This window comes from Paenibacillus sp. yr247 (assembly GCF_900103825.1).
Lineage (GTDB): Bacteria > Bacillota > Bacilli > Paenibacillales > NBRC-103111 > Paenibacillus_E.
In genome coordinates this window covers 107823-130209 of the sequence record NZ_FNIF01000009.1, presented here as the reverse complement: position 1 = coordinate 130209, position 22387 = coordinate 107823, and the positions used below count along the sequence as shown (strand labels likewise).

Annotated in this window: 24 protein-coding genes; all 24 read right to left on the bottom strand. The window is 44.6% G+C overall.

Annotated elements, in window-relative coordinates; all coding sequences use genetic code 11:
- Positions 1–548 precede the first annotated feature (548 nt).
- The 24 genes from BLT91_RS17180 to BLT91_RS32330 all read right to left on the bottom strand — a co-directional run bounded on the left by BLT91_RS17180 (position 549) and on the right by BLT91_RS32330 (position 22301).
- Positions 549–1034: a hypothetical protein gene (locus BLT91_RS17180; RefSeq protein WP_090823089.1), complete on the bottom strand. Its 486-nt coding sequence runs from the start codon at positions 1032–1034 to the stop codon at positions 549–551.
- Between the two features lie 46 nt (positions 1035–1080).
- The gene (locus BLT91_RS17175) at positions 1081–1392 is read right to left on the bottom strand and encodes a hypothetical protein (protein WP_090823087.1); all 312 of its coding nucleotides are present in this window, start codon (positions 1390–1392) and stop codon (positions 1081–1083) included.
- On the bottom strand, positions 1385–1828 hold the full coding sequence (locus BLT91_RS17170; protein ID WP_141225016.1) for a hypothetical protein: 444 nt from the start codon (positions 1826–1828) through the stop codon (positions 1385–1387). The genes BLT91_RS17175 and BLT91_RS17170 overlap by 8 nt, the downstream gene beginning before the upstream one ends.
- A gap of 137 nt (positions 1829–1965) precedes the next feature.
- Positions 1966–3693: a reverse transcriptase/maturase family protein gene (locus tag BLT91_RS17165; protein ID WP_254776993.1), complete on the bottom strand. Its 1728-nt coding sequence runs from the start codon at positions 3691–3693 to the stop codon at positions 1966–1968.
- Between the two features lie 697 nt (positions 3694–4390).
- Positions 4391–4804, bottom strand: coding sequence for a ubiquitin-activating E1 family protein (locus BLT91_RS33890; protein WP_368086817.1), 414 nt, complete (start codon positions 4802–4804; stop codon positions 4391–4393).
- Between the two features lie 31 nt (positions 4805–4835).
- Positions 4836–5519, bottom strand: a complete 684-nt coding sequence (locus BLT91_RS17155) for a JAB domain-containing protein (protein WP_090823079.1) — start codon at positions 5517–5519, stop codon at positions 4836–4838.
- A 100-nt stretch (positions 5520–5619) separates the two neighbouring features.
- Positions 5620–6264, bottom strand: coding sequence for a hypothetical protein (locus BLT91_RS17150; RefSeq protein WP_090823077.1), 645 nt, complete (start codon positions 6262–6264; stop codon positions 5620–5622).
- Positions 6261–7022, bottom strand: coding sequence for a hypothetical protein (locus BLT91_RS17145; RefSeq protein WP_090823075.1), 762 nt, complete (start codon positions 7020–7022; stop codon positions 6261–6263). The genes BLT91_RS17150 and BLT91_RS17145 overlap by 4 nt, the downstream gene beginning before the upstream one ends.
- A 19-nt stretch (positions 7023–7041) precedes the next feature.
- Positions 7042–8202: a hypothetical protein gene (locus BLT91_RS17140; RefSeq protein WP_090823073.1), complete on the bottom strand. Its 1161-nt coding sequence runs from the start codon at positions 8200–8202 to the stop codon at positions 7042–7044.
- A gap of 174 nt (positions 8203–8376) precedes the next feature.
- Positions 8377–9489: an RNA-guided endonuclease InsQ/TnpB family protein gene (locus tag BLT91_RS17135; protein WP_090823072.1), complete on the bottom strand. Its 1113-nt coding sequence runs from the start codon at positions 9487–9489 to the stop codon at positions 8377–8379.
- Positions 9490–9503: 14 nt separating this feature from the next.
- On the bottom strand, positions 9504–10037 hold the full coding sequence (locus tag BLT91_RS17130) for a hypothetical protein (RefSeq protein ID WP_090823070.1): 534 nt from the start codon (positions 10035–10037) through the stop codon (positions 9504–9506).
- Positions 10037–10417: a hypothetical protein gene (locus tag BLT91_RS17125; protein ID WP_090823068.1), complete on the bottom strand. Its 381-nt coding sequence runs from the start codon at positions 10415–10417 to the stop codon at positions 10037–10039. The genes BLT91_RS17130 and BLT91_RS17125 overlap by 1 nt, the downstream gene beginning before the upstream one ends.
- 633 nt (positions 10418–11050) lie before the next feature.
- Positions 11051–11824: a hypothetical protein gene (locus BLT91_RS17120; RefSeq protein ID WP_090823067.1), complete on the bottom strand. Its 774-nt coding sequence runs from the start codon at positions 11822–11824 to the stop codon at positions 11051–11053.
- A gap of 157 nt (positions 11825–11981) precedes the next feature.
- Positions 11982–12800, bottom strand: a complete 819-nt coding sequence (yfbR, locus tag BLT91_RS17115; RefSeq protein WP_090823065.1) for a 5'-deoxynucleotidase — start codon at positions 12798–12800, stop codon at positions 11982–11984.
- 13 nt (positions 12801–12813) lie between these two features.
- The gene (locus BLT91_RS17110; RefSeq protein WP_090823063.1) at positions 12814–13080 is read right to left on the bottom strand and encodes a hypothetical protein; all 267 of its coding nucleotides are present in this window, start codon (positions 13078–13080) and stop codon (positions 12814–12816) included.
- Between the two features lie 30 nt (positions 13081–13110).
- Entirely contained in the window at positions 13111–13560 is a 450-nt protein-coding gene (locus BLT91_RS17105; RefSeq protein ID WP_090823060.1) for a hypothetical protein, read from the bottom strand.
- On the bottom strand, positions 13538–14011 hold the full coding sequence (locus BLT91_RS17100) for a hypothetical protein (RefSeq protein ID WP_090823058.1): 474 nt from the start codon (positions 14009–14011) through the stop codon (positions 13538–13540). Before BLT91_RS17100 ends, BLT91_RS17105 begins: the two co-directional genes overlap by 23 nt.
- Before the next feature lie 63 nt (positions 14012–14074).
- Positions 14075–16357, bottom strand: a complete 2283-nt coding sequence (locus BLT91_RS17095; protein ID WP_090823056.1) for a helicase-related protein — start codon at positions 16355–16357, stop codon at positions 14075–14077.
- A 185-nt stretch (positions 16358–16542) separates the two neighbouring features.
- On the bottom strand, positions 16543–17646 hold the full coding sequence (locus BLT91_RS17090) for an LAGLIDADG family homing endonuclease (protein ID WP_090823054.1): 1104 nt from the start codon (positions 17644–17646) through the stop codon (positions 16543–16545).
- A 552-nt stretch (positions 17647–18198) separates the two neighbouring features.
- A complete protein-coding gene (locus tag BLT91_RS17085; RefSeq protein WP_090823051.1) occupies positions 18199–19056 on the bottom strand; it encodes a hypothetical protein in 858 nt (285 codons plus the stop codon).
- A 64-nt stretch (positions 19057–19120) separates the two neighbouring features.
- Positions 19121–20161: a DUF6094 domain-containing protein gene (locus BLT91_RS17080; protein WP_090823049.1), complete on the bottom strand. Its 1041-nt coding sequence runs from the start codon at positions 20159–20161 to the stop codon at positions 19121–19123.
- On the bottom strand, positions 20149–20562 hold the full coding sequence (locus tag BLT91_RS17075; RefSeq protein ID WP_090823047.1) for a hypothetical protein: 414 nt from the start codon (positions 20560–20562) through the stop codon (positions 20149–20151). The genes BLT91_RS17080 and BLT91_RS17075 overlap by 13 nt, the downstream gene beginning before the upstream one ends.
- A 484-nt stretch (positions 20563–21046) precedes the next feature.
- On the bottom strand, positions 21047–21733 hold the full coding sequence (locus tag BLT91_RS17070) for a hypothetical protein (RefSeq protein ID WP_090823045.1): 687 nt from the start codon (positions 21731–21733) through the stop codon (positions 21047–21049).
- Between the two features lie 427 nt (positions 21734–22160).
- Positions 22161–22301 carry a hypothetical protein gene (locus tag BLT91_RS32330; RefSeq protein WP_217635235.1) on the bottom strand — a complete coding sequence of 47 codons (141 nt, stop codon included), beginning with the start codon at positions 22299–22301 and terminating at the stop codon, positions 22161–22163.
- Positions 22302–22387: the final 86 nt, after the last annotated feature.

The following is a 22387-nucleotide window of genomic DNA, read 5'->3' as shown; positions in this document are numbered from 1 at the left end:
TACGAATGCAACACAACATGGTAGGAATTGCTTTTCGCGAAAAGCGAGCCTAAGGCTAAATATACCCTAAGGTAGTTTTTTTACCTTCTTGGTATTCCATTAGACCGTAGCATGAGAGTAACGTGTGTATGCGTCTAAACTTCATGGGCTAGCCAAATTATGTGGACGTATCCCGCCCATGCCATAAAAGGGGACGATTTAAAGCGTCTCGTAGCAGTCCAAGAGGCCGGACTCACTTAAACTATCCCCTTTCTACCATGTTCGACGAGGTATACTGATTTTATGGCAAAGGTACACATTAGCGTTGAGCTTTTATGTCCATTATCTCATTTCATATAAGCTTGTCCAAAGTCGAAAAGTTAAGGCTCATAACTAATGTACTCACCTCATTATTTTATAAAAACGTGGCCTTCGGCTCCGACGAAGGTAAAGCTTATATTTCTGTTCTTATATTTTTACTTTTATTTATAACTTATACTTTTAGAAGCCCTGATTAAGGTTATGAAACTCGTCATGCAACCATTTTTAATATGTGGCAAATGTATGGTTCAAACAATTGCAAAGTTATGAGTCAAGTCGCACTCATCTCGATAGCGCAGATGAGTAATAATGTCACGCGCATATAGCTTTTTTCTAAGGACACGGCCAGCTTCCGCTATCCGATTCACTTTCGCTTTTGCCTGACGATCGCCGGCGTAACCAGCTTCATTGCGTCGTAGTGCTGAGAGACACTCAAACTCATTTGCATATGATGTGATCTCTATCTCCAAAACCTCGGTGTAATTAAATAAATCATACCCTGTAGTTTTCAGGAGCTGTTCACACAGCTCCACCTTCAGCGCGATATGCGTTATCCGATTAAAATTCATGATAGCCGCACATTGCTCGCGCTTCGTTCTATCAGCCTTGAGCAAAATCTCCCCTGAGGCAATCTCTTCTCGAAGCGATATCTCCCGTAGTGCACTCACGCAAAATGAGATGACATCTCCATCCAACGTTTGAGCATCATATACCCGGAACATCAGTCGTCCCATACCTTCTCCTCCATTCGGATTCGTGACTGTTCAATCCTCAATTCTTTCAAAATATCTTAAGTTGCTGACCTGTCGGCGCCGTTCTTTTCGCGACCAACTGGAGCGGGGCTCCTCGGCGCAAAAGATTCTTCACGGTTGAAAAATACGCCGGATCTCGTGCCGGGTTATTCGCCATCAAAATGTGCTGTAGTTGCTGAATGAGGTCCGCATCATCGTTCATCAGAACCTGTGATCGAGGCACATCCAGAGAAGAACCATCTGCTCGACGGATCTTAACAGTCGGTCCAAACCGAGCTTCTTTCTGTTGGATAACATCCACCCTCTCAGATTGCGGTAACCAAGTCGCGTGCTCACACATTCACATCAGCCCCTTGCTTTAAGACTTCAAACCGTTCTTTGATATCCTTCGAGATAAGCTGAGGACTTGTCCCACAAAGCTGCGCATTGAAGTTAATAACGTGCTGGTAAATCGAGTGGGTATGAAGTAAATTGTTCACCACGTTATTTGCCAACTGCGCCGCCGTCTTATTAGTCGCACTCCGCTGCGGCGCCGATTGAATCTGGACTCCGCAACCAGGGAATGGGCTATCCTCATCTTCCAATATGTTCGTGTAGACCCTACCTACCGGCTGCAGTAAAACTTCCGAGCGGTATTTGAAGCCACACACGATCTGTCCGCCGAATCCTGATTCCTGTACATTCTGGACCTCTCCCAAGCCGGCCACACCTTCTACACCAGCATCGATGTAGATCAGGTTTTCGACCTCATCTTGAAAAAAATATTGGTCTAGCAAGCGTCTCGTCGCGTTGTAGGGTAAGCACCCGGCGCCTTTCCATATTTCTATGGTAGGTTTCCAAGCACTCCCCCCCAAACCGTACGTACACCTTTCAGCGTATACGGCTCTCTAGATAAAACATTCGTCTTAATTTCTTAGTCGAGTCTTCCTGCGTGGAGGTCAACATGGCATCTTTTACAAAGCACCATTGTTTTCCTCATACGCGCAATCATGGTTTTTTCCCAGAGTTTCTTACCCTTTAAGTCTTTTAGCTTTCTTACATGATGAACCTCGAACGGTCCTTCCTCTGTCTTGCACCACTCGCACTTGTTAGCTAGTATTCTTTCCTCTAGCGAATTTCTTCCGAGGTAAATCGACGTTACTGGAACGAAGTCTACATGCTCGTCTGTGCTAGGAATATCCACTCTTTCGAATGGTCCCTTGAACAGGTATGCGACTTGCATATTCCCCTTCTTATCCTGATATTTCACTCCCAACCTGCCGTCAAAGGTGTGACTTTCACGTATTTTCATAGTGGAAGTCTTGCCCTTGTTAGCTAGAGTTCTTTGGAAGCTATTTTGGATAGCGAAGTACGGATTATGGAATCGGAAGATATTATTGGCTAGCTTGTAGTACTCATAGAACCCACGAATTTGAGAATTGAATGTTCTCAGGATCTCAAGTTCAGAGTTGTTAATGAGCTTTCTTACATGCTGTGCCTTCCAAGTGCCATCTTCTTTGATGATGATGTAATCATTCTTTAGCATGAAGTCTCTGATTCTGTCATGTGGCATAGACAGCAGTACGTTTCCACTCAGCTGTCTTGATTTGCCTTTGGCAGTGTCGAGGACTTCTTGGCTCTGGTTGATTTTGATATCATAACCAAGGAATCTTACAGGTTGAGTGTTGTGTGTGATCAGAGTTTTTTCAACGCTTAGTTCGAGTTTTAGTTCCTTCTGTAGAAAGTCTTTGATCTGTTCTTTGACTGCTAGTGCATCCTCGTGGCTCCCAATAACGCTAATGAGGAAGTCATCAGCATATCTGAAATACTTTAGTCTCTTGAACCCAAGGTCCATCTCATCTTTAGATGGAACCGAGCGATATTGTTTTTCGAGTTCTTTGATTTCTTTTAATAACCGATCCCTCTCAATAGGATCAGTGGTATTCTTTCGCTTCTTCCTTCGGTTTTGAGCATTCGCATTGGGTCTGCCCCATTCATTGCTATGCTTCCTTAATTTCCCCTTGTTGAAGTCCTCAACAAGTTTTTCCATGAATTTATCAAATTCATTGAGGTAGATATTGGATAGGATAGGGCTGAGCACTCCACCTTGCGGTGTACCACTATAGGTAGGGTGCCATTCCCAGTCTTCCATGTATCCAGCATTAAGGAATTTCCGAATCAGATTAAGGAATCGTTCATCCTTTATCCGCATGCGAAGAATGCTGATCATTATGTCGTGATCGATATAATCAAAGAAGCCTTTAATATCGCCTTCTACCCACCATTTTGTGCTTTTACTCCAAGTTTTGATTTGGGCCAAGCAAGTGTGGCAGCTCCTATTAGGTCTATAAGCATGAGAGAAGTCTGAGAAGTTATCCTCATAAATCGCCTCAAGTATTACCCTAATAAGTTCTTGCACAACCTTGTCGCCAAATGATGGCATCCCAAGTGGTCTCTTCTTATCGGAGTTTCTTTTAGGGATGTAGGTTCTTTGTACTGGTACTGGTTGATAGCTTTCATCTCGTAGAGCATTAACCACTTTCATGATTCTCTCGATTCCGTAGCCATCAATAGTTGTACCATCGGATCTAGCAGTCATATTTCCTGGATTGGGAGCCAGTTTGCTATATGCCTTGAGGTGAAACTCAGGATTATATAGCATTTTGTACAGATCTTTAAAGGTATAGTTCTCATTACTCGACTTTGATTTCAAGACGCTTAAAATAATAGATGGTCCTTGCATGGCATTTCACCATAACCTTTCTGCTTATTTTTAAGCGAATTATCCTGCTTCCCTTCGCCAGCACACCAGATGGTGTGTCATCTATGCTCCCATAGATGTGTGGACGGTTTTCCCGTTTCCGATTTACGGCAATACCTGTTGATTCAGGTTCCTCAGACTAATACGGAAGCTCCGTTACCATACTGGATATTCAGATTCTAAAATCATAGCCCGTATTGGCGTTCCAGTTTAGGTAATCCCCATTTAAACATGAAATGATACTTTAACGAGGTTGGTTAGGTTCCCATTTCGTTCAGTTGAGTTACTTATCGTAACCGGCAAGACCACGGAATGACTGTTCATGAGGACAACAAACCCATGAACACCTGATCTACCTACTGTCTTCCCCACAATCACCAGTAGGGGGATGATTCTACCCGCCTTAGAACTTGGGTTGAAGCAATCAAGCCTTAACCATACAACCTCTTTTTCCCCTTCAGCTAAACGTACCCATGTGTGGTTCACAAGTACAATGCCTTTACACCATGCTACACTCCCCGTCCGGTTTCCCTTTCGGATAAGGTGTTAGGAGATAGGAGTCATTATCCTAGCGTTTTACCGCAATCATTTCATGCCCTTATGGGCGCACGTTGTCAATCATTCCGATCAAAACGGGCATGAACATTGTGGTTTTAGGATTATGCTCGGGGACGCCCATCAGGTTATTGAGCGTATCTATATCCCTGACGTACTCAGGATAACGAAGGATCGGTAAGTCGTAATGTTCACCGTATCGCTCCGCTAGCGCAATCACCTTATGTTCCCCCACATCATCTTTATCGAATACTTGGTTCGCAAGATTCTTAGATTCACATACGTCACCGTCTACCAGCATGATATGACCTAATTTAAATGATGGCGCCTTGTCAAAACCCGGCCTATTCAAATGAGTTCGAAGATCTTGACACAGGCTACGGAAAAAATGGCTTCCATTAGCCCCCACTCCGATGATCGTAAACTGAAGTAATGGTATCCTATGGTCCTTATACATTAATGAATTCATCTTCTCTCCTCCTTATAGATCAAAAATGACCAGATTCCTTCAAAGATACGTACCTTTGACCGCTCCCAAGAATCAGATGGTCAAGTACTCGGATTCCTAACAATTCTCCTGCTGAAACTAGCCGTTTTGTAAGCTCGATGTCCTCCGGGCTTGGAGTAGGATCTCCGCTCGGATGTTGGTGACAACAAATAATACCACTAGCACTCATTCGAATAGCCCGATTAAACACCTCACGCGGATGAACGATACTTGCATTAACGGAACCTATCGAAATCTTCTCTGTTCCAATCACCATATTTTTTGTATTCAGAAAAGATACAACAAAATGTTCTCTGTCTAAATACCGAATATGTTCGAATGTGTTAACAGCATCTGCCGGAGATCGGACGATCACCCGTTCCTCGTTTCCATGGTTCATCACCGCACGATAGCGCTTCGCAAACTCAAAAATGGCGCACAACTTACGAGCATCCTGATCATTAAGACCGAACGACATGGATAACTCAACATCCGACATCTCAGTCAATTCTCGAAGATTACGAGTTGACAATGCATCGGCAAGTAACGAGAGCGAATCATTGGAATTTATCATCCCGTTGCAAATCAGAACGAACAAATCTCTTTTCGATAAATTCCCCATATTGCCGGATCCATAGTAAATTGTGCAAACCTCTTTGACGAGCGCTATATTTTCGTTTTTCATCCGAATCTCCTCCATAAATCTCAATTATTCTTCATCATGCAAAGAAGGAAGACGCCCTATAGACGTCTTCCTTCTCCTCATTTGATATCAGCTCAGAGCGTCAGAGATGCACCCGCTCTTTCCATTCCTCCGGAAACATGGTGGTCGAGTTCACACCATTGAACTCAAAAAGATCCTTCACATCCATTTCAAAATGCTGCCCGTTATAGCCGGCACGGAACTTCACATGCATGCCATAAGGCAAGTCCAATCGTCCAATCACACCATACACCCTAAAAGCCTGATCGTTCCTATTATCGACCGGAGAAAAGAACGCATCCATGTGGTGGTGAGAATGAATCACCATCACAATGTCCCGATCAGGATTATAGACAGGTTCGATAAAAGATACGACCTCTATGATGTTCACATTCTGTTCCGGGCAGACAAGCTCATAGGAACATGTGCTACGATTCCAATAGATGTACACCAGCGCCTCCACCTCCTTCTCGCAGTAATAACGAAAGAAGGCCACGGCCGTCGCTAAATAGCTACCGGGGATTTTGGGGAGTTTCAGCGTAACACCTTCTTGGACGTCCTCCAGCTCAGTGACCTCGGTTTTACTCACCGCGATTCGCATGAAATCCGTCTCACGGACTTCATAAAGACGGCCATCGCGGGATGCGACGATGTTCATCGGGGATTGATGAGAAGATGATAGGTAGTCGGATAACTTCCAGAAGAACGAACGAAGTTTTATCTTCATACCGCACCACCCATTTTTTCACCGATAATCATTGGAACCAATTTTTTCGCTTCCAAGTCATAGTCCCACTTTGTACGGGATTCCGAGAACTCCCAAAATTCTTTCAGCAAGACCTCCCTAATGACATTGAGATGAACCTTACCGGATTCCGGAATTTCATCGATGATGTCCTCGACCAAAAACATCCGAGTTGCATAATGCACGGTGAAATCAATCCCAACTTCGATGTTCTGTTCTTTCAGTCCCCTTCTCATACCGGAGCCGGTTGAAGCAGCAACAGTAGACGAAGAAGTTTTCTTGGAATCTGGTGAAGTCGTGGTGGTTTTAGCACCTTTCTTCGCAGATGGAGCGCTTTGGATAATCTCGCCGAACAGATCTCTGTTCCCATCGGCTGCTTCCGAACCGTCCTCCGTTTCGGGTGCTTCCTCCTCTTCCTCATTCGCCTCATCTGCTTCCTGTTCATGATCTGCAGGTTCTTCTAATTCTTCCGAATTATCCTCGGTTGTCTCCTCACTGGCCGATGCTTCTATCGTAGATGCTGCCGGCATGGATGAATCATCATCTGGCCTATCTGCTTCAACTAAAGTCGCTTCGGCATCTCGGGTCGACTCATGGGTCGAATGCTGTGCATCACGTTCCACTTGTTGCTGACCAGAAGAAGTGTCAACAGACCTAAGCGTATCCTCAGCTTGCTCGTGGTTTACACCGGAAGACTGGGGTTCATTGCTACCGAAAAAATCATCAAATAAATCGTTCATGGATAATTCCTCCTATGGATTAGTTGTTCGACTTAAGTAAATCACCAATGGTTTTGTTCGTTGGGACAAGCAGGTCATCGTTGAAATCCTGATGCTGCATGCGATCGAGTAGATCGCGCAGATTCATCCCCTGTATACTGACGTAGAGATCCATATTCTTCGGAGCTCCCAAGAACACAAAGGGTAGAGTTTCAAGTTGCCGCAAGTCTTGGATCGTATGCTGCTTTAGCGTAGGCCAGCACATTAAACCACTTTGATTCACGTTCGAATACGGAAACCGGAACAACTCGGTGGAATCCTTGAGGATGGCATCTTTTACCGCTGCTACATACCCTTCGGCCTTCCCGTTATAAAGAGAAAACCAAAATAACAGCCTTGGATAGCCTACCTTCTCATACACCGTTTGCCCTTGATCACCGAAGACGACGTCATGCTGTCCCTTTTCCACCTCAATACCAACGACCATCTTGCCGTTTCCGTACTGTTCGAAAAAGGCACAGTTTTTTGGAAGAACCGGAGAAGATAGTTTCTGATCAGCAAGGTGTGGACGCGCTGCTTCCACCAAAGCTTCTCTACTAACTTTCTTGGACAGCGCCAAAAACATGGCGTTGAGCTGTTCCATTTGGTCATCTGTAAACTGCTTGGTATGAGTAAGCAGGCACGTAATCACATTGGACAACAGGTTCGCATCCGGAGAATCAAACAAGCTTACGCGCTTCAGCAGTTCGAGATATGTCCGCTCTAAAACCTGCTTGTTTTTCATGTCCCCGGCAGTTCTCAGCAAAGATGAAAGTACGCTTACCAGCTGCTCCTCATCGAGTTTAGCGAGGTTATGACTTTCGGCAATACTGCCCAAAATGGCCCTAACCATCTTCGATGTGGGTTCATCGGTTGCGTAACTTAGAATCCTCTCCATCACGACGGCAAGTTGATCCGGTTCATGTTCATGAGCAAAGGTTACTATTTCCTCAAACAGGTCTTTCATTTTCCCGTCCCGAAGGAGGTAGTCAATAAGCAGATGATCATCCAACTGCTCCAGCAAGGAAAGAATAAGCTCCCCTATTAGGATCCGCTTGGAGTCGACCTCAATGCCATTGACGACCTTAAGCAACCTGGCCAGTTTCGTAGAATCGTTCGGAAGAACGATCCTGTACTCTTCCCTCATTGTTGCGACTTCCATACTCTTCAAACTCCCTTCTCCGTTACCAAGAGATTGTACATGTCTGCACAAGTCTTGTTTGCTTCCTGTTTCAGGGTGTCTGCTTTTGCCGTAGCTACTCGCATTTGGTATAACACTCCACAGGCGTAAATTCGGATGCAACGAATCCTACATCTTGGCAATGACGTTTAAGTGTCAGACCACCAATTTTGATAGGTTGATCGCCGCGTTCAAATCGCGGTCAATCCTGAATCCGCAATCACATTCATAGATACGGTCAGATAGTTTCAAGTCTGTCTTAATTTTTCCGCAGCATGAACATAGTTTTGATGATGGAAAGAACCTGTCTGCCTGGAAGAACTGTGCGCCAATCTTTTCGCACTTGTATTTCATCAGCCTGATGAAATCACCCAGTTTTTGCCCGGCAATCGCATTGCTCAAATAATGGTTCTTCATCATCCCGCTTACATTCAAGTCCTCCATAACGACAGCACGCGGCTTGGTTTTCGCTATTGCGCTTGTCGCTTGATGAATGTGATTGGTGCGGATATTCGTTAACCTCCGATAAAGCAAACAGATGGACTTTTCGATTTTTAAAATGTTGCGGGTCTTGGCAAATCGGTTTCCTTCCTTGTTCATTTCGTATTTTCGGGAAACTCTACGTTGCAACCTGCGCAAGCGTTTCTCCGCCTTTCTTACGGCGGCTGACTTGTTGATGTTTTTAAACACCGTTCCGTCACTACAAACAGCCAATTCTTTGATGCCTACATCAATTCCGATACTTTGCCCTGTTAATTCAACCTTTTCGGACTCTTGCTCAATACCGATGGATACATACCAATACTTACCGTCAAATGTTACGCGTGGATTACAATATTTATCAGCCTGAGGCAATGGCTCGGATGTTTGTATCCAACCGAGTTTCTCAAGATAGACAGCCTTTCCGTTTGCTTTGAATCGGTCATACCTGCTATAGAACGCTGGCTTTGAACGCTTCCTGCTTTTGAATTTCGGTTTTCTAGATTGGCCCTTGAACATCTTCTTATAGGCATCACATGCATCTTTGACAGATTGCGTTATGGTCTGAGCTGATATTTCACTTAGCCATGCATATTTTTCCGTCTGTTTCAGCTTCGTCAGTTCTTTGCGCAAATCTCCGTCACGGATAAATTTACCGCCATTCCGATAGTTTTCTTCCTGTCGTACAAGCGTCCAGTTGTATACCCATCTGGCGGATCCTGTGAATTTCCATAATTGACGCTCTTGCTCAAGTGTCGGTTTGATTCTGACTCTTTTCGCAAGAATCACCCTCTATCAACTCCTTAAGCATTTTCTTGGATTAAGTCTTCAATTTTTTTCTTCCTCCAATAACTTAGTGTTTCTGTCCACATGTGTTTCAGCGTAAAGAAATCTTCAAGGATCGTATGTACGTAAAAGGACTCGCCATAGCTATTCTCCAGAACCAGCCCATCCGCATCAAAACTGATACTTAGGCCCGATCCCATGTAGTCGCATGAGAATTCCAAGTCACGCATCTCCTCTTCCGCTTCTTCCATTTCCGGATATACGCCCTTGAGACGAATCCAATCGTCATAACCTTCTAAGGACAGCACCGTTTCTCGATCCGAGTAAGAACCGTTGGATGTAGTACGGGTCACTTCCCGCTCCACTGGCTTACAGGAAAATAAAATCCCAAGCACCAACTCCAGCACAGTGTCCCCCCAACAGTCTGCCTCAAATGCCAAGTCTCCTGGAATCTCATGTCCTTTATCTTGTAGCATTTTTAGGGCCATCAGATTATCCAGCGTCTGCAAATGTTGAGTAAGCGTATTGCTCGTTAGAAACAGACTCTTCATCAAAAAAACCTCCTGCTTTTCTTCTGCACCCACTTTGGCTGAAACCGGTCAAAGTGAATCGTTATGCCTGCCTTTCGATTCAGCTCGATGATCGTCTGTCCCTCATTGTTGAGGTCCGTATTTTCATCGCCATGCTCGTCAGACTCATAACTATGCAGCTCATCAAATGTGTCCTTCATTAACTCCAGGTCAAGAGACCTGAGGTCGACTTCGCTTATCAATCTCTTTTCCGAATAGCAGACGAGATTAATCAGATGCAGCATGCCTTCTTGGGAATCTGCTGAAGCATCTGAAAGTCCGCGCTCTTCAATGGATCGAGCGAAGATTTTTGGGTTGAAGGTTACATTGTTTTCTGGTGGTTCCAAAAACCAAGACGCCACAAATCATCATCCTTCCTCTGTGAAATGTAAAAAGGCCGTAATACAAGGAGACATCCTTGAATTACGGCCCTCACTAAAACGCCCCTAAAGACAAATGAAAGCCCTAGAAGCGAGTATTCCTCATTATAGAGATAGACATAGCTATCCTATATGATTATACCGCCTCTAGGGCTTATATCTTCGGAGTCAAGCTCAAGTAGTGAGCAAAGTAAGTGTACATGTACATTTTACCATACCCCTGCGCTTTATCCAAGATGTAATTGCGTTATAGTACCGATTACCGATCGCGCTTTCGAGTGATGAACAAAAAGATCACGATCAGCACGGAAAGACCTCCGAGAATGAAGGAAAGCGTGCCAAAAAAGTCATTGTTGTCTTTGTCCATCTGCTTCACGGCTTCTTTCCGATACTTGGTCGAAACATCCCCTTTGACCTCTCCAGTATTGACATCGAACGAAATACTGCCTATCGTCGCATGAATGTCTTTCGCAATGCCGGTGACAGCCGTTGCTTCTTGATGCCTTACAAAGGAAGCAAAAGCACCTATGACAAGGAATATCCATAAAATTTATAAGAACCATCTCATCTATAACCACTCCTAGTCATTTTTTGTACCAAACACCTATATACGTTTTAGATATCAATCTCTTCATACGGCGAGATAATCTCCATAAGCTCCTCGTATTTCATCACACTTTCTTCCAGACCTCTCCAAGCGGTTAGCCTTCCGTGCTGAACCATTTGCTGTAGATGATGGAGAAACTTATAGTGTTCGTCCCCATCCCTGAAAAAGTCATAGGCTTGAGCAAACTCGCCGGAGTCAAGTGCTGTACGTACCCAGTAATCGATCTCTCGAATTCCTTTGGCAGCTCGAAGAGCCAGATAGTTATTCTCTAGTGGATGATGCAGCAGGATCAAATTTCTCCGCTTGCTTCGTCCTATCTCCTTAAATCCAGCAACTTTAAAACGATACCCTGGGTTACTGGAGAGAATTTTCGAAGAATCTACATATGTAATGATCCCCTTCGCCGGATACCGGTCATGCCAGCAGCAAATCGTCGTATAGATGGCCCAATGAATCATTTCACTGGATAAATACCCACTAGCAGCTGAATTTCGGAAACTGGCACATTCCCATACATCCTCTTGCCCATCATCTCTGTAGAGGCTTCGCCAGCTAATCCAAACTGCCGTACAATCCACGTTCCGGAGTATCAAATTGTTCCCGGGTCTACAGAACTGGCTATGCCCTTTCGATTGACGACTGTAGTGAGAGTCTAGCAGTTTCCGGACTGCCTGATCACCTTTATGCGTAACGACCCAAGGACCGAATTTTCCATCATGAAGGTCGAAGCATAACTGTGTACCATCTTCAGGTCCAGCATGCTGGATAAGGGCAGTACTCATGCACTCTTTTCCTCCGTCCCTTTCGAACGCTCCCCAGGTGAACTTTCCCAACAGCACGCGCATTTAACACAATTCGAATTCATCGATCACATCATCCCCCAAAGTTTAATTAAGAAAGGCGCCCCGATCCTTCCAGTGCGCCGTCCTCTCTATGTTGCTACTCAGATAAATGAAGTTCAGTATAGTCTCCTCGGGTGAACACTACATGCCGTATCCCACGTTCATTTAAGAACTGTTGTACACCCACTATGATCTCTGGCCCTTCTGTACAATCTTTGTGGATCATGATGTGACCCTCTTCATTGAGAGTATGGAGCTCAGCGATGATTTCGTTTTTCGTATTCACCTCATATACACCAGCTTGCATTTCAGGGATCATATCCGTGGTGAGCCGGTTGCTTGAGATGGATATTTCATCGAGTGTCATCTCAAAGGAAGGCGCAAAATGTTCAAGAAAATAATCTACTTCGCGCATGTCCATTTGATAAAGAGCAAGTCGCACCTGCTTTTCCGCCGAAGCGAATTCCCGATTACCTGCCGCAATTTCACTTTTACACTTGACGTAGGCGTCACATAGGTCAGCCGCCTTAATCCAGCGCCTTACTTCCAAATCTACATCTCGGATCAGAGGACGATACGACTCCAGTAGTTCGTTTGGAACCATGTTCAGTAGTCTAGCCGTAGCTAACTCCTCCAGAATCCGGAATTGCTTAAGAATATCTTCATTGTGGTACTTAACTGGCGTAGGCACATCAGATGTAAAAAGTTCCGATGCGTCGTGAAAACAAGCTGCAAGAACAATTTTCTCCGTCGGAACATCCTTCCCAAACACATCACGGGCAATCGAACACAACGCATGCACAATGAGGGCCACGTTCAGCGTATGCTCCGCCACATTTTCAGGCTGCAAATTCCTCATTAAGCTCCACCGTTTAATATTTCTTAATCTGTATAGATGCGCGAATAAATGCGACATATGACATCTCCTCCTAAAATTTAAATGACAACGACCCGTCCGGTTTCAGCTCGTAGTTTGTAAAATCCATTGCGGCCGGAGAGGTAATTGTAATTGCATATCCATGTTTTTCAGCAAATTTCTTCATCAGATCGATTTCTTTTTGAATCTTCATGTTCTTAAATTCCGAAACCACATCTGCGAAATGCTCCATCGCATAAGCACGGATCGCAAAACTAAGATCCCTGCAATCAATCCTTTCCTTCTCTTTTGCAGTGACATACTTTCCATCCTTAAACATTGTCAAAATCTCCTTTGTCAGAGTCAGCCATTAGTACATTGTTGCAAGATCAAGCCCCGCTCCGTTTACGTTCATGCCGTGTTCGGCGAAGCTAAATAAGTCCATTGTCGCCACCTCTGGTTTTAGAACGAATGCACCTTCAGGAGTGAATAAGACCCCTCCCGTTCCTTCAGTCACATTAAAGGACACCTTGTTCTTGTCGTACTTGAGTGGACCCATAATTCTCGGCCGCAGCTCCTCAAGCAGTTTACGGTTCACTGGAAGTCCAGCATCCTCCGCACAAAAAAACGTAATTTGAACGGAACGTGCGGTAACCCATCCACGTGGGTTACTCGGGCGATTAGGCTTAACCTCTGTCTCCCAAGCCCCCGAAACGTAAACGTAGGCACCTGTGTAACAGCACGATTGGAAGTGAATACTCCAGCAGCTTTTCTGTAAATAGTAATGGACAATCGCTTTATAACCTGGCTGTTTCGCCAATCGAACCATCTCCTTCCATGAGAAAGGATGGGACGATACCTGAATCAACAGGGCAACCGATGACGAGTTGACTCGGTATTAAAGCAATCCTCGGAATCAAGACATACCCGGCGATATCTGAAAATCCCTGCGGATTTTCCTCACCTAATAGATACGGTCCCATGTATTCATAATAGATAGGATGGATGAGCGAACGGGCAGACTCGGAAGTGAACTCCCGCTCCTTCACATATTCTGTCGCCTTATTCCAATCAATTTCCTCACTCAGTAGCTCGATAATCTCTTCACAGGTCGGCTTATCATTGACCCTGCAGCAATATATACCCGGGCCCATAAGCCCGTCCGAAGCTTGCCGTAGACCATGAGTGCAAATGCCCCGAATGTTCCAAAGGTAGGTATAATGTACAAACCTTTCTTTGCATGCATGATGCGAACTATATACATAGGCCATGTCATGTCCTCCTCATGTAAAAAGGAGACCCCATACAATGTACAGGGCCTCCAATAAGTGATCTTAAAAATTCCAGCAGAGTTGGTTTTCTGCAGGTGCCTTCTTCCCTTTTTTCTGATACTTCGCGATTTCGACAACGACCTCAGGCTCATAGCGGGCCTTCGATTCACTCTCTCTATCCGCAGTAGCACCAGGGAACGTGTTCTCGATCCCAAAGGATGAAAAATCGAAATCGAAGAGGGATGGACTCTTTGTGTCTTCTGAATCCGTTTGAGTGACTATGTCCATGAAATCGATGACATCGACCACCACTTCCTCCTTCAAATCCTTCTCACGTTGTTCTTTTGCCTCTCTCCAAGCTGCCAGATCCACTACGCCACAAATCCGTAGGGTTTCGTCAGCTAGAGCTTTAAACCGTTCGGCAAGCACCTCTTTAAAACTTCCTTCTTCAACCATCTCGACATCTGCCAAGTCCTTAGCGGCGAGTGCGGTCCAAGACTGTGCAACGTCACTAGAAGCAAAGCAGCTGGCCAGATCACTCGCAAGCGCTGATTGCGAATCACGAGAGTACTGCGCTAGCTCTGAACCGTCGAGACGACCTTCGACCATAAGGGCATGCCCGCGTCCACTCATAATGGACATGAATTGTTTCATTTGCTGGGTACCGTTATACAGAGCGTAGTATACACGACATTCACGGTCCTGCCCGATACGCCATGCCCGACGAGAGGATTGCCTCACAGTAGAAACCTCATAATTGAGCTGATAAAAAATGATCGTTGGCCAGTACATCATATCGAGGCCAACCTCCACCATTTTCATGTTTGTAATAATTACAGGTATTTCATCAGCTTCTAGTTCTGCAAGACGCTCCTGCCTTAAATCAGTGTTCGGTTCATCCAGAATCTTGCACCTAATGCCGTGATTAGTCAGGATGTCCCGCACTCGTTCATTCATGCCGTAAGCACCGGTATAACTGTTAAAGATGGTGCATCGACGATTTTCGGCAAGCTCCTTCTTTACGGTTTCAACCAACCACCGCTCCTTAGCATGAAGCTGTTTGCCACCCTCATTTAAAACCGGGGCGCTGACAACCTCACCATCATCTCCTAATACCACACGCGCTCCAAGGTCAGGTCGATCGCCATAATTAATCGTGGAAGGGTTAAACTTAGACCATACCCCCGCTGCACCACTGGAGGCGGAAATTTGGGCACACCTTTCATGAAGTTCATTATGAAAATGTTGATACTCCGCCTTATGCTCAGGATCCATATCTAAAAAAACCGGTAGCTCTTTTAGCTCCACTAAAGGTAGGCCTAAGTCTTTCAATTCCAAGAACCCACTTTTATGTAACAAGAATTGAGCGGTGAGCTGTGGCGCGATACCCGGGGCTTCCTTAACCTGAGCACCTTTCTTTTTCCGACGGGTGACAACACCCTCGTCCCCTTCATCCACTTCGACGACCTTCTCCAGTTTTCCGAACCGCGATGCCCATTCAATCAAACCTGATTGATGAGTAAAGCCGGCATCCAGCATTGACTTCGGATCAGTTCGCCATAGAAGCTCTTTAATCGAGGTGCTTTTACCGTTCGTGAGCGTTCCAGTGAGCATTAAAACTCGCTTCGCAGATTTCACCATTTGGGCAAAAGCATCCCCTCTTCCACTGTCTCCGGCCTTGCACATATGGGCTTCATCAGCACAATATAAATCGAAATATTTCTTCGTCCGCTTCAAGACCTGAGAGATATTAACACGAGGGCGATTCTTCGTTTCCCCTCTACTTTTCAGCGCCGGACGCCAGAGCTTAGCCCTGCACTTCCCATCTCTTGATTCTTGTTCAGCGTCATCTTTCGTTTCCTGATCAGCACCGGCATTGCAGCACTCAATCCGATTTTTACGCTTCCAGTCCACTTTAAACCCCTTAGGCAGCCCGTTAGCTTGCAGCGTTCCAGTGGAGCGGGCTTCATCGATTTGCTCAAGAGAAGGCTCCCAGCTGTCTGCCGCAGCTTCCCATGTCGCCGGTTCAAAGTCACCTGCTCCATCCTTAACTAAAAGTGGTTCGAAACAGTCCGGACAGTGCCATGCATACGTTCCCCGGCCGTCCCGTTTTGTACCCCTCATCCGTTTCCAGATTCCTGAGAAGTATCCTTCCGAACCGAGCTTTGCCCGGTCGATGCCGACAAGGGTGAATTCTAGACCTGATGGCTGATATCCACTACGAACGTTTCGTAGGAGCTTTAGTGCATCGTCACCGTTTCGCAGAATATTGACTTTGGCACCTGGAATTGTGCCCATGATTTCTTTTTTCTGCCATTTTGGCAATGTGATCCCTGGTGCAGACAATAGTACAGCGGTTCCCTGTTTACTTCCCCTGCGCTTCTTACGTTCATGTAAAACGTGTGAAACGCCACAGGCAATAATCGATTATGCTGATAGGTAAGAGTCACCCTTTAGGGCTCTCTTTTCCCCCAGCTCACACCGTACGTGAAAGTTTCCCTTCATACGGCGTTCCATCGTTATGATTTTCTTTACTCTTGTCGGGTTAGTACATTCATCAATCTTAGGTACCGTTCGTATTTCCTATCTAGGTAAATCCCAGAATGGTCATATAGTGCCTCTAGAAAAGGTAACAATACGGAGCGTTTACCATAAATAAAACTAAAGGCATTACCCTTTTTGTGATGTTTATTTCCTGGAAGATTGTATCTCCGCTGAATTTCATAAAGAAATACATCTGTACTGGTCAAACTGATATGCCCATGTTTATCACCAACGTAAATTGACCCATCTCCATCAAAGTAACCACGTACAAAGTGATTTAATAGATCAGCAGGAACTTGCTCACTAGATGGTAAGGTGATCTTCAATGATTTACGAGGGATGCAACCTAGGCGAATCAGGTCTTCAACCATTTTCTTGTTATAAACACTCATTCGGAAAGAGACAAATTCTTTACCTTGTAACCGTGTGATCCGTTTGATAAGAGGGGCCTCGGTTTTCAAGAATGATTTGAATTTAACTAAATGAAGGTAGTCCTCTTCTTTTAAAGTCAACTCCAAAACATAGCGTCCGGTTGAGGTTACTGAACCGTCCGCATAAAGAAATCCAAGCCAATAAGCCTGTTCTTCGGTCTCTATCTTCTCGAATGACCTTTCATCATAGGAATATTTACCCGAAGAATTCTCTATTCCTAAAGCTTGAAAGTGAGAAACCAGGATATTGTCATTCACATTAACTAATCGAGCAATTTGAGTCCGAGTTAGACCTTGATGATATAACTCAAGGGCTTCGGACAGCTTTTTCTGGAGTTCCGCTCCACGCATTGGGTTCATGGTGCTATTGATCTGATAACCCTTTGTCTTAAGATACCTAGAGAATGAGACTAAGGAAGTCTTCAGAGTACGACAAATGCTTTTCTGTGAATGACCTTGTTGATACATCTCTTCACCGAGCCGATAAACAGCCATCTTATCGTATCCCGAGTTCCCTGTTTTTGCTGTGATCTCGTACCCTTTCTCTTTCAAAAAAACGGATATTTTTTTTCGATTAATACCTGTCTTTTTTTCAATATCCCGAAGAGAAGCCCCAGTTAAGAACATTGCTACTATACTTTGATAATTTTTATCGCTCATATTACCTCATTTTGCCCCGACAAGAGCCTTTCATAACGACTATGCCCCTTCACTCCACGCCTATTAAAGCGTTTCATCACTACTACGGGCTGCTGCCCCTTAATTTAGGTCACCATTTCCTGTGACTTCGAGAAATCGGAGTTTATCCACCTTAGCACTCTCGATTAAGGTTCTATTGTTCCTTGTATCCTAGCTTTACATCTCGCTTTAGCTTTCTTCTGTCAGTAGGACCATCTTGTCATCCGCAGCTAGAGGAGTACAAGACAACGATATTGAACCGTACAGGCAAAACACGTATTCAATGGTCTATACTGAGTCATAAAAGATTCCTGTTCGTAAGCATTGCGAATTTATAGCCCCCCGGCTGACACTAAGGAGGTCAACCGACTTCACCGAGCTTCACACCGATCGAAGATAAATCCAATCCGCATGTCGGATATTAGGGATGGGTTGCTAGCTTTCAACCCAAACAGGATTTTCACCTGTCAAATCGGATACAAAGTTAGGCCATCACGGCCCCCTAGTTTTGTTGTTCATTACTGAACAGGTTGTCTAGGAACAATACGCGCTGCCTGTCCCCATATCGCCGCCGCAGGCGGGATTTTCATCTTCAAGGGTGTTCACGACTGCTTGTATCATATGAGCTTGAGTAGGAAAAGGAATCCGTATCAGATCTGCAATCGATGGGTCAATCATCTCGTCCATCGAATGTCTTGGAGCCTTTTCTTCGAGCTTTTTGGCCATATGGACAGCGTTATTCAGCATGTAGTCCTTCATTGACCAAGAAGGATCAAATACGCCATGAACGCTGCTGGGTGGGATGATAAGCTGACCGCGTCTTAAGGCCCTGCGAATCGTCACGATGACGGATTCTTCAGTACCCGTGAAGACGATCGCTTTCACGCCTTCCCATGCCGGAAGATCCGGATTATGCAGTACTTCAAGAGGGTACATGTTATCCTCAAACAATGCAGGATACTCATCAGCCCACTCCCGAGGAAGACCAAATCGTTCGATCACATGCTCGGTAAGCACTCGGCCAACATCCCCATCGGGTGCAAGCAGATAAGCCCGGTCCAGCTTTTCAGACTCTGGAAACCCTTCGATCCCGTCAAGCGTCATCAAGCTATTGTAGACCGTCCCATGAGCGACGTCTCCAAGACCAATGGGCCTTTCAATACGCTTATACGGGTCTGACATTCTTTCAAACTGGAACGCCCCAAAGTGAAGTGTCCTATCTTCCAGGAAGGCTGCGGTTACCGCCGTTACTGCTTCAGGAATACCGACATAGGAAGCAAAGATTAAACTCTTTGCACCGCGCGCTGTATTCTCATATACCAGTACATGGGGCTCTACGCGAAAATGACGATCCCGGTCCGTTACCGTAAGTAACCTTCGATTTATTGACATGCTTATAGTCCTCCTTATAAATAAAAAGAAAAAGGGAGGAGCTCGCAGCTCCACCCTTTCTCTCTTACTCCAAATCTTTCACATCGTTCGATGTAAATACTCGAACGATACTTTGGAAAAACTCGGTTACTTTCTCACCGGTTTTTCTGCCTTCTTCATCAAAGATCTCGCTAACGTCCTTTCTTCGCTTCGTGATACCCGCAACGATGTGTGTCCCTAGATTTCCTCCAACAGCACCGCTCGCAATCGCAATACCCATATGCGTCGGTTTCAAGGGAAGCATAGGCCGCTTCATACTGGCTGCCAAGTTCTTAGGTTCAAACCGTTTCCTCAGTTCATCAAAGACAGTGGAGGAAGTGAGATCTCGAGCCAATTCATCCGGATTCATTTTCCCAGCTCGGAAAAATCCAAGTTCTCCTTCCGAACAGAACACTTCGATGTCTTCATCAATCTCAGCAAGGGTTGGAAGCATATCCTTTTCCCCCTCACCAATCGAGCGAAGCCATTTGTAGTTTTTCTTGCTATCCTCGCCACTGGCTTTACCGAGATTGGCGATCACGACAACCTGTTTAAACACATCGTAGTTATCGTCCGTAAACCGGTAAATCCTAAAATTACTAAACCGACCGCTCAGAACGCTAGCTGTGTCCTTTACCACATACTGCGGAATGCAGAATAATAGCAATCCATCTTTCTGCAGCAGCCCTTGTTTCGCGCGAGATAGAGCTCTCAAAAAGGTCAATTCGGTTCGTTCGCTGAACCCATCCTGATACGGGGGATTTAGCCAGAGAAGTGAGTACATCGGCTGAGTTCGCAAGTTCTCGTAGCCGTCATGAATGACATGATCGAGAACATGTCCTGCCTCTTCATACCGAGTCTCTTCCAACTCAACACCATAGCTACTGACATCTCCGCCCTGTTCCTTAAGCGTTTCGGCAATCACGTCAAGTGCTTCGCCGGCACCACAGCAAGGATCGATGATTCTTACTTCCCTACTCACATCCGCTTCATCATACCTAAGCCGGATTCGTTTGCAGAGGAGTTTTAATTCATCTACGGGCATTGCGTAAAATCCACCTTTAGATTCGGATGCTAAGCGCGCCATGCGTACTCCAACTCCTCCTCATCATAACCTTCTTCTTCGATCTCCCAGATCCCATTCTTCATCACGAGAGTGAGAAAAAAGAGAGCAATGACAGTCAATACGACCAAGAAGAAAGGAACGAACACATCGGGGTGAAAGCTTAGCGATACAATTCCCACTGAGGTAGCATAAAACAAAACCTTTTTCTTTCGGCGGGATGCATCTGTTACTTCGAGTACGATCGATTTTGACTTTGCATGTAGCAGTTTAAAATGCAGAATTAGAAATGGTACAGCAAACCTAATAACCACGATGAATAGTCCCGCTCCTGAGAGCTGTAATAACAGTTGACTGTGACTAATTGCAAATACCATACCAACAATTGCTGCTGCGATAATTAACGACCTAAACAATGATTTCATGTTCAATCTCCTCCAAAGGTTTTTTTTTAATGCTTTCTTCCAAATTAGTCTCCGACAACATGGCCAATATGCCTGCCGTCAATTACGACCTTTCCGCTTTTTTGGGATGGGTCATTCTTCAAACAAATCACAGATTCACCTCCTCCAGAAAATAAAAAAGACCAGAAACCACGAACCCAATAGAGTTCAAAGCTTCTGGTCGTTTCATACCCTAAGAACACAAAAAAGCTTGTTCTCGCGGGAACCTTTTTTAGAATAGGACAGACCTACTCTAAAGGTGTCATGCCTCCCAATAGGGATTTCCGCTTCGAGAACAAGCTCTAGTCTTAGAGCAAAAATAAGTTTTACAGCATTAAGTATATCACAGCCCGCACAATTTGGACATACCTTACTTTTAGCACTCTACTGAGTTAAAAAATATAGCCTGTCTAGGCTGTAGATTGGTTTATTAATAAAATATCAATCTGTTTGTTAATTCTAATTTTCAAGGGTGTGGAGAAATTGCACCTATTATCTCCAATGTGCCAAAACTTTTATCTAATATTCCATCAACAAATGTAGATGCTCCAACAAGTCTAATATTACCTTGAGCATCTAACGGTGATCCAGAAAGATTGCCAATTGGTGATGTTACTGAGCCTGTGGTTAAATTAAAAGTTATGGTCGAGTCTTCAGTATAAAAAGGAATATTGATGCTTTGGTCTAAATAAAGTTGGATTGGTAAGCTCATTGTACCATTACTTGAATCAAATGAAGCGAAACCTCCACCGATCATCTTCACGGTTGTTACATTATTACCTACAGGAGTATGAAAAGGAGGGGTTATAAATGGTGGGAAATTGGTAACTTGCATAATTGTACGAGAAGCATCGAATAGAACGGGTAATGTTTCGGAACCTGTGAATGGGCCAAGAGCATCTTTAAATGAGGTGCGCAAAGAGAAAGTGGCACTCAATGTTGCACTAAGAGGAATTTTACCACCATGCTGTACAATGCAACTATTCAATTGATTATTAAGTGTAGTTATCTTTCCTTGTATAACTGCAATATGTTGTAACAAAGTCCATTTCCCAGCTCCTGTTAAACCAATAAGATCAGATTGCAAATCACGTTTCTCAGCTTTTAAATCAAGAATTTTCTGGTTAATTGATTGACATTCTTTTGGGATCATTATCTCTCTCCTCTCATTATATCGCCTAAGTAAAGGTTTACGTTAATGATATAAACGTATGCAAATAGCACAAATAGAATTACAAATTATTTATTAGCAATTTTGAATCCCAATGAAATTGAGGTACTGGTGGATTAACGTACCTACAATTTTCTAGCTTGATTGAGAAATGGAGCTAAAAGTAAAAGCGTGATCAAGAAAAAAACAAGTCGCCTCCACAATGAAGTGGCTGACGACTTGTTTTTGAAAGAAACCATCTTTTTTAACACGTATGATAAATAACTTTAAACATCTTATTCGAACAAACAAACATTTGGTTAAAACGATTCACAACCCGCTCCGCTATGGTAGCAGAGACCGAGGGAAACCAAACTCTTTCCTTTCCATCGCATATCTTTATTACGGATGCAGTCATTCTCTCATCCCCTTAATGAACAATCCGCACATCATCTTGTGACGATTCATCTGGGCTCACCCAGATTTGTGCATTGGACAGCAGATGGTAGCCCAGAGTGCCAGACATTAGGGCAGCGGGAAGCATATGCACGACACCAAAAGCCTGTAGCAACTCGTCAGAAGGCTTGTAGTCAGCGGGCACTTAAAATCCTCCCCAGAAAATAAATACTCGTGGAATACACCCCAATCAAATGAGTT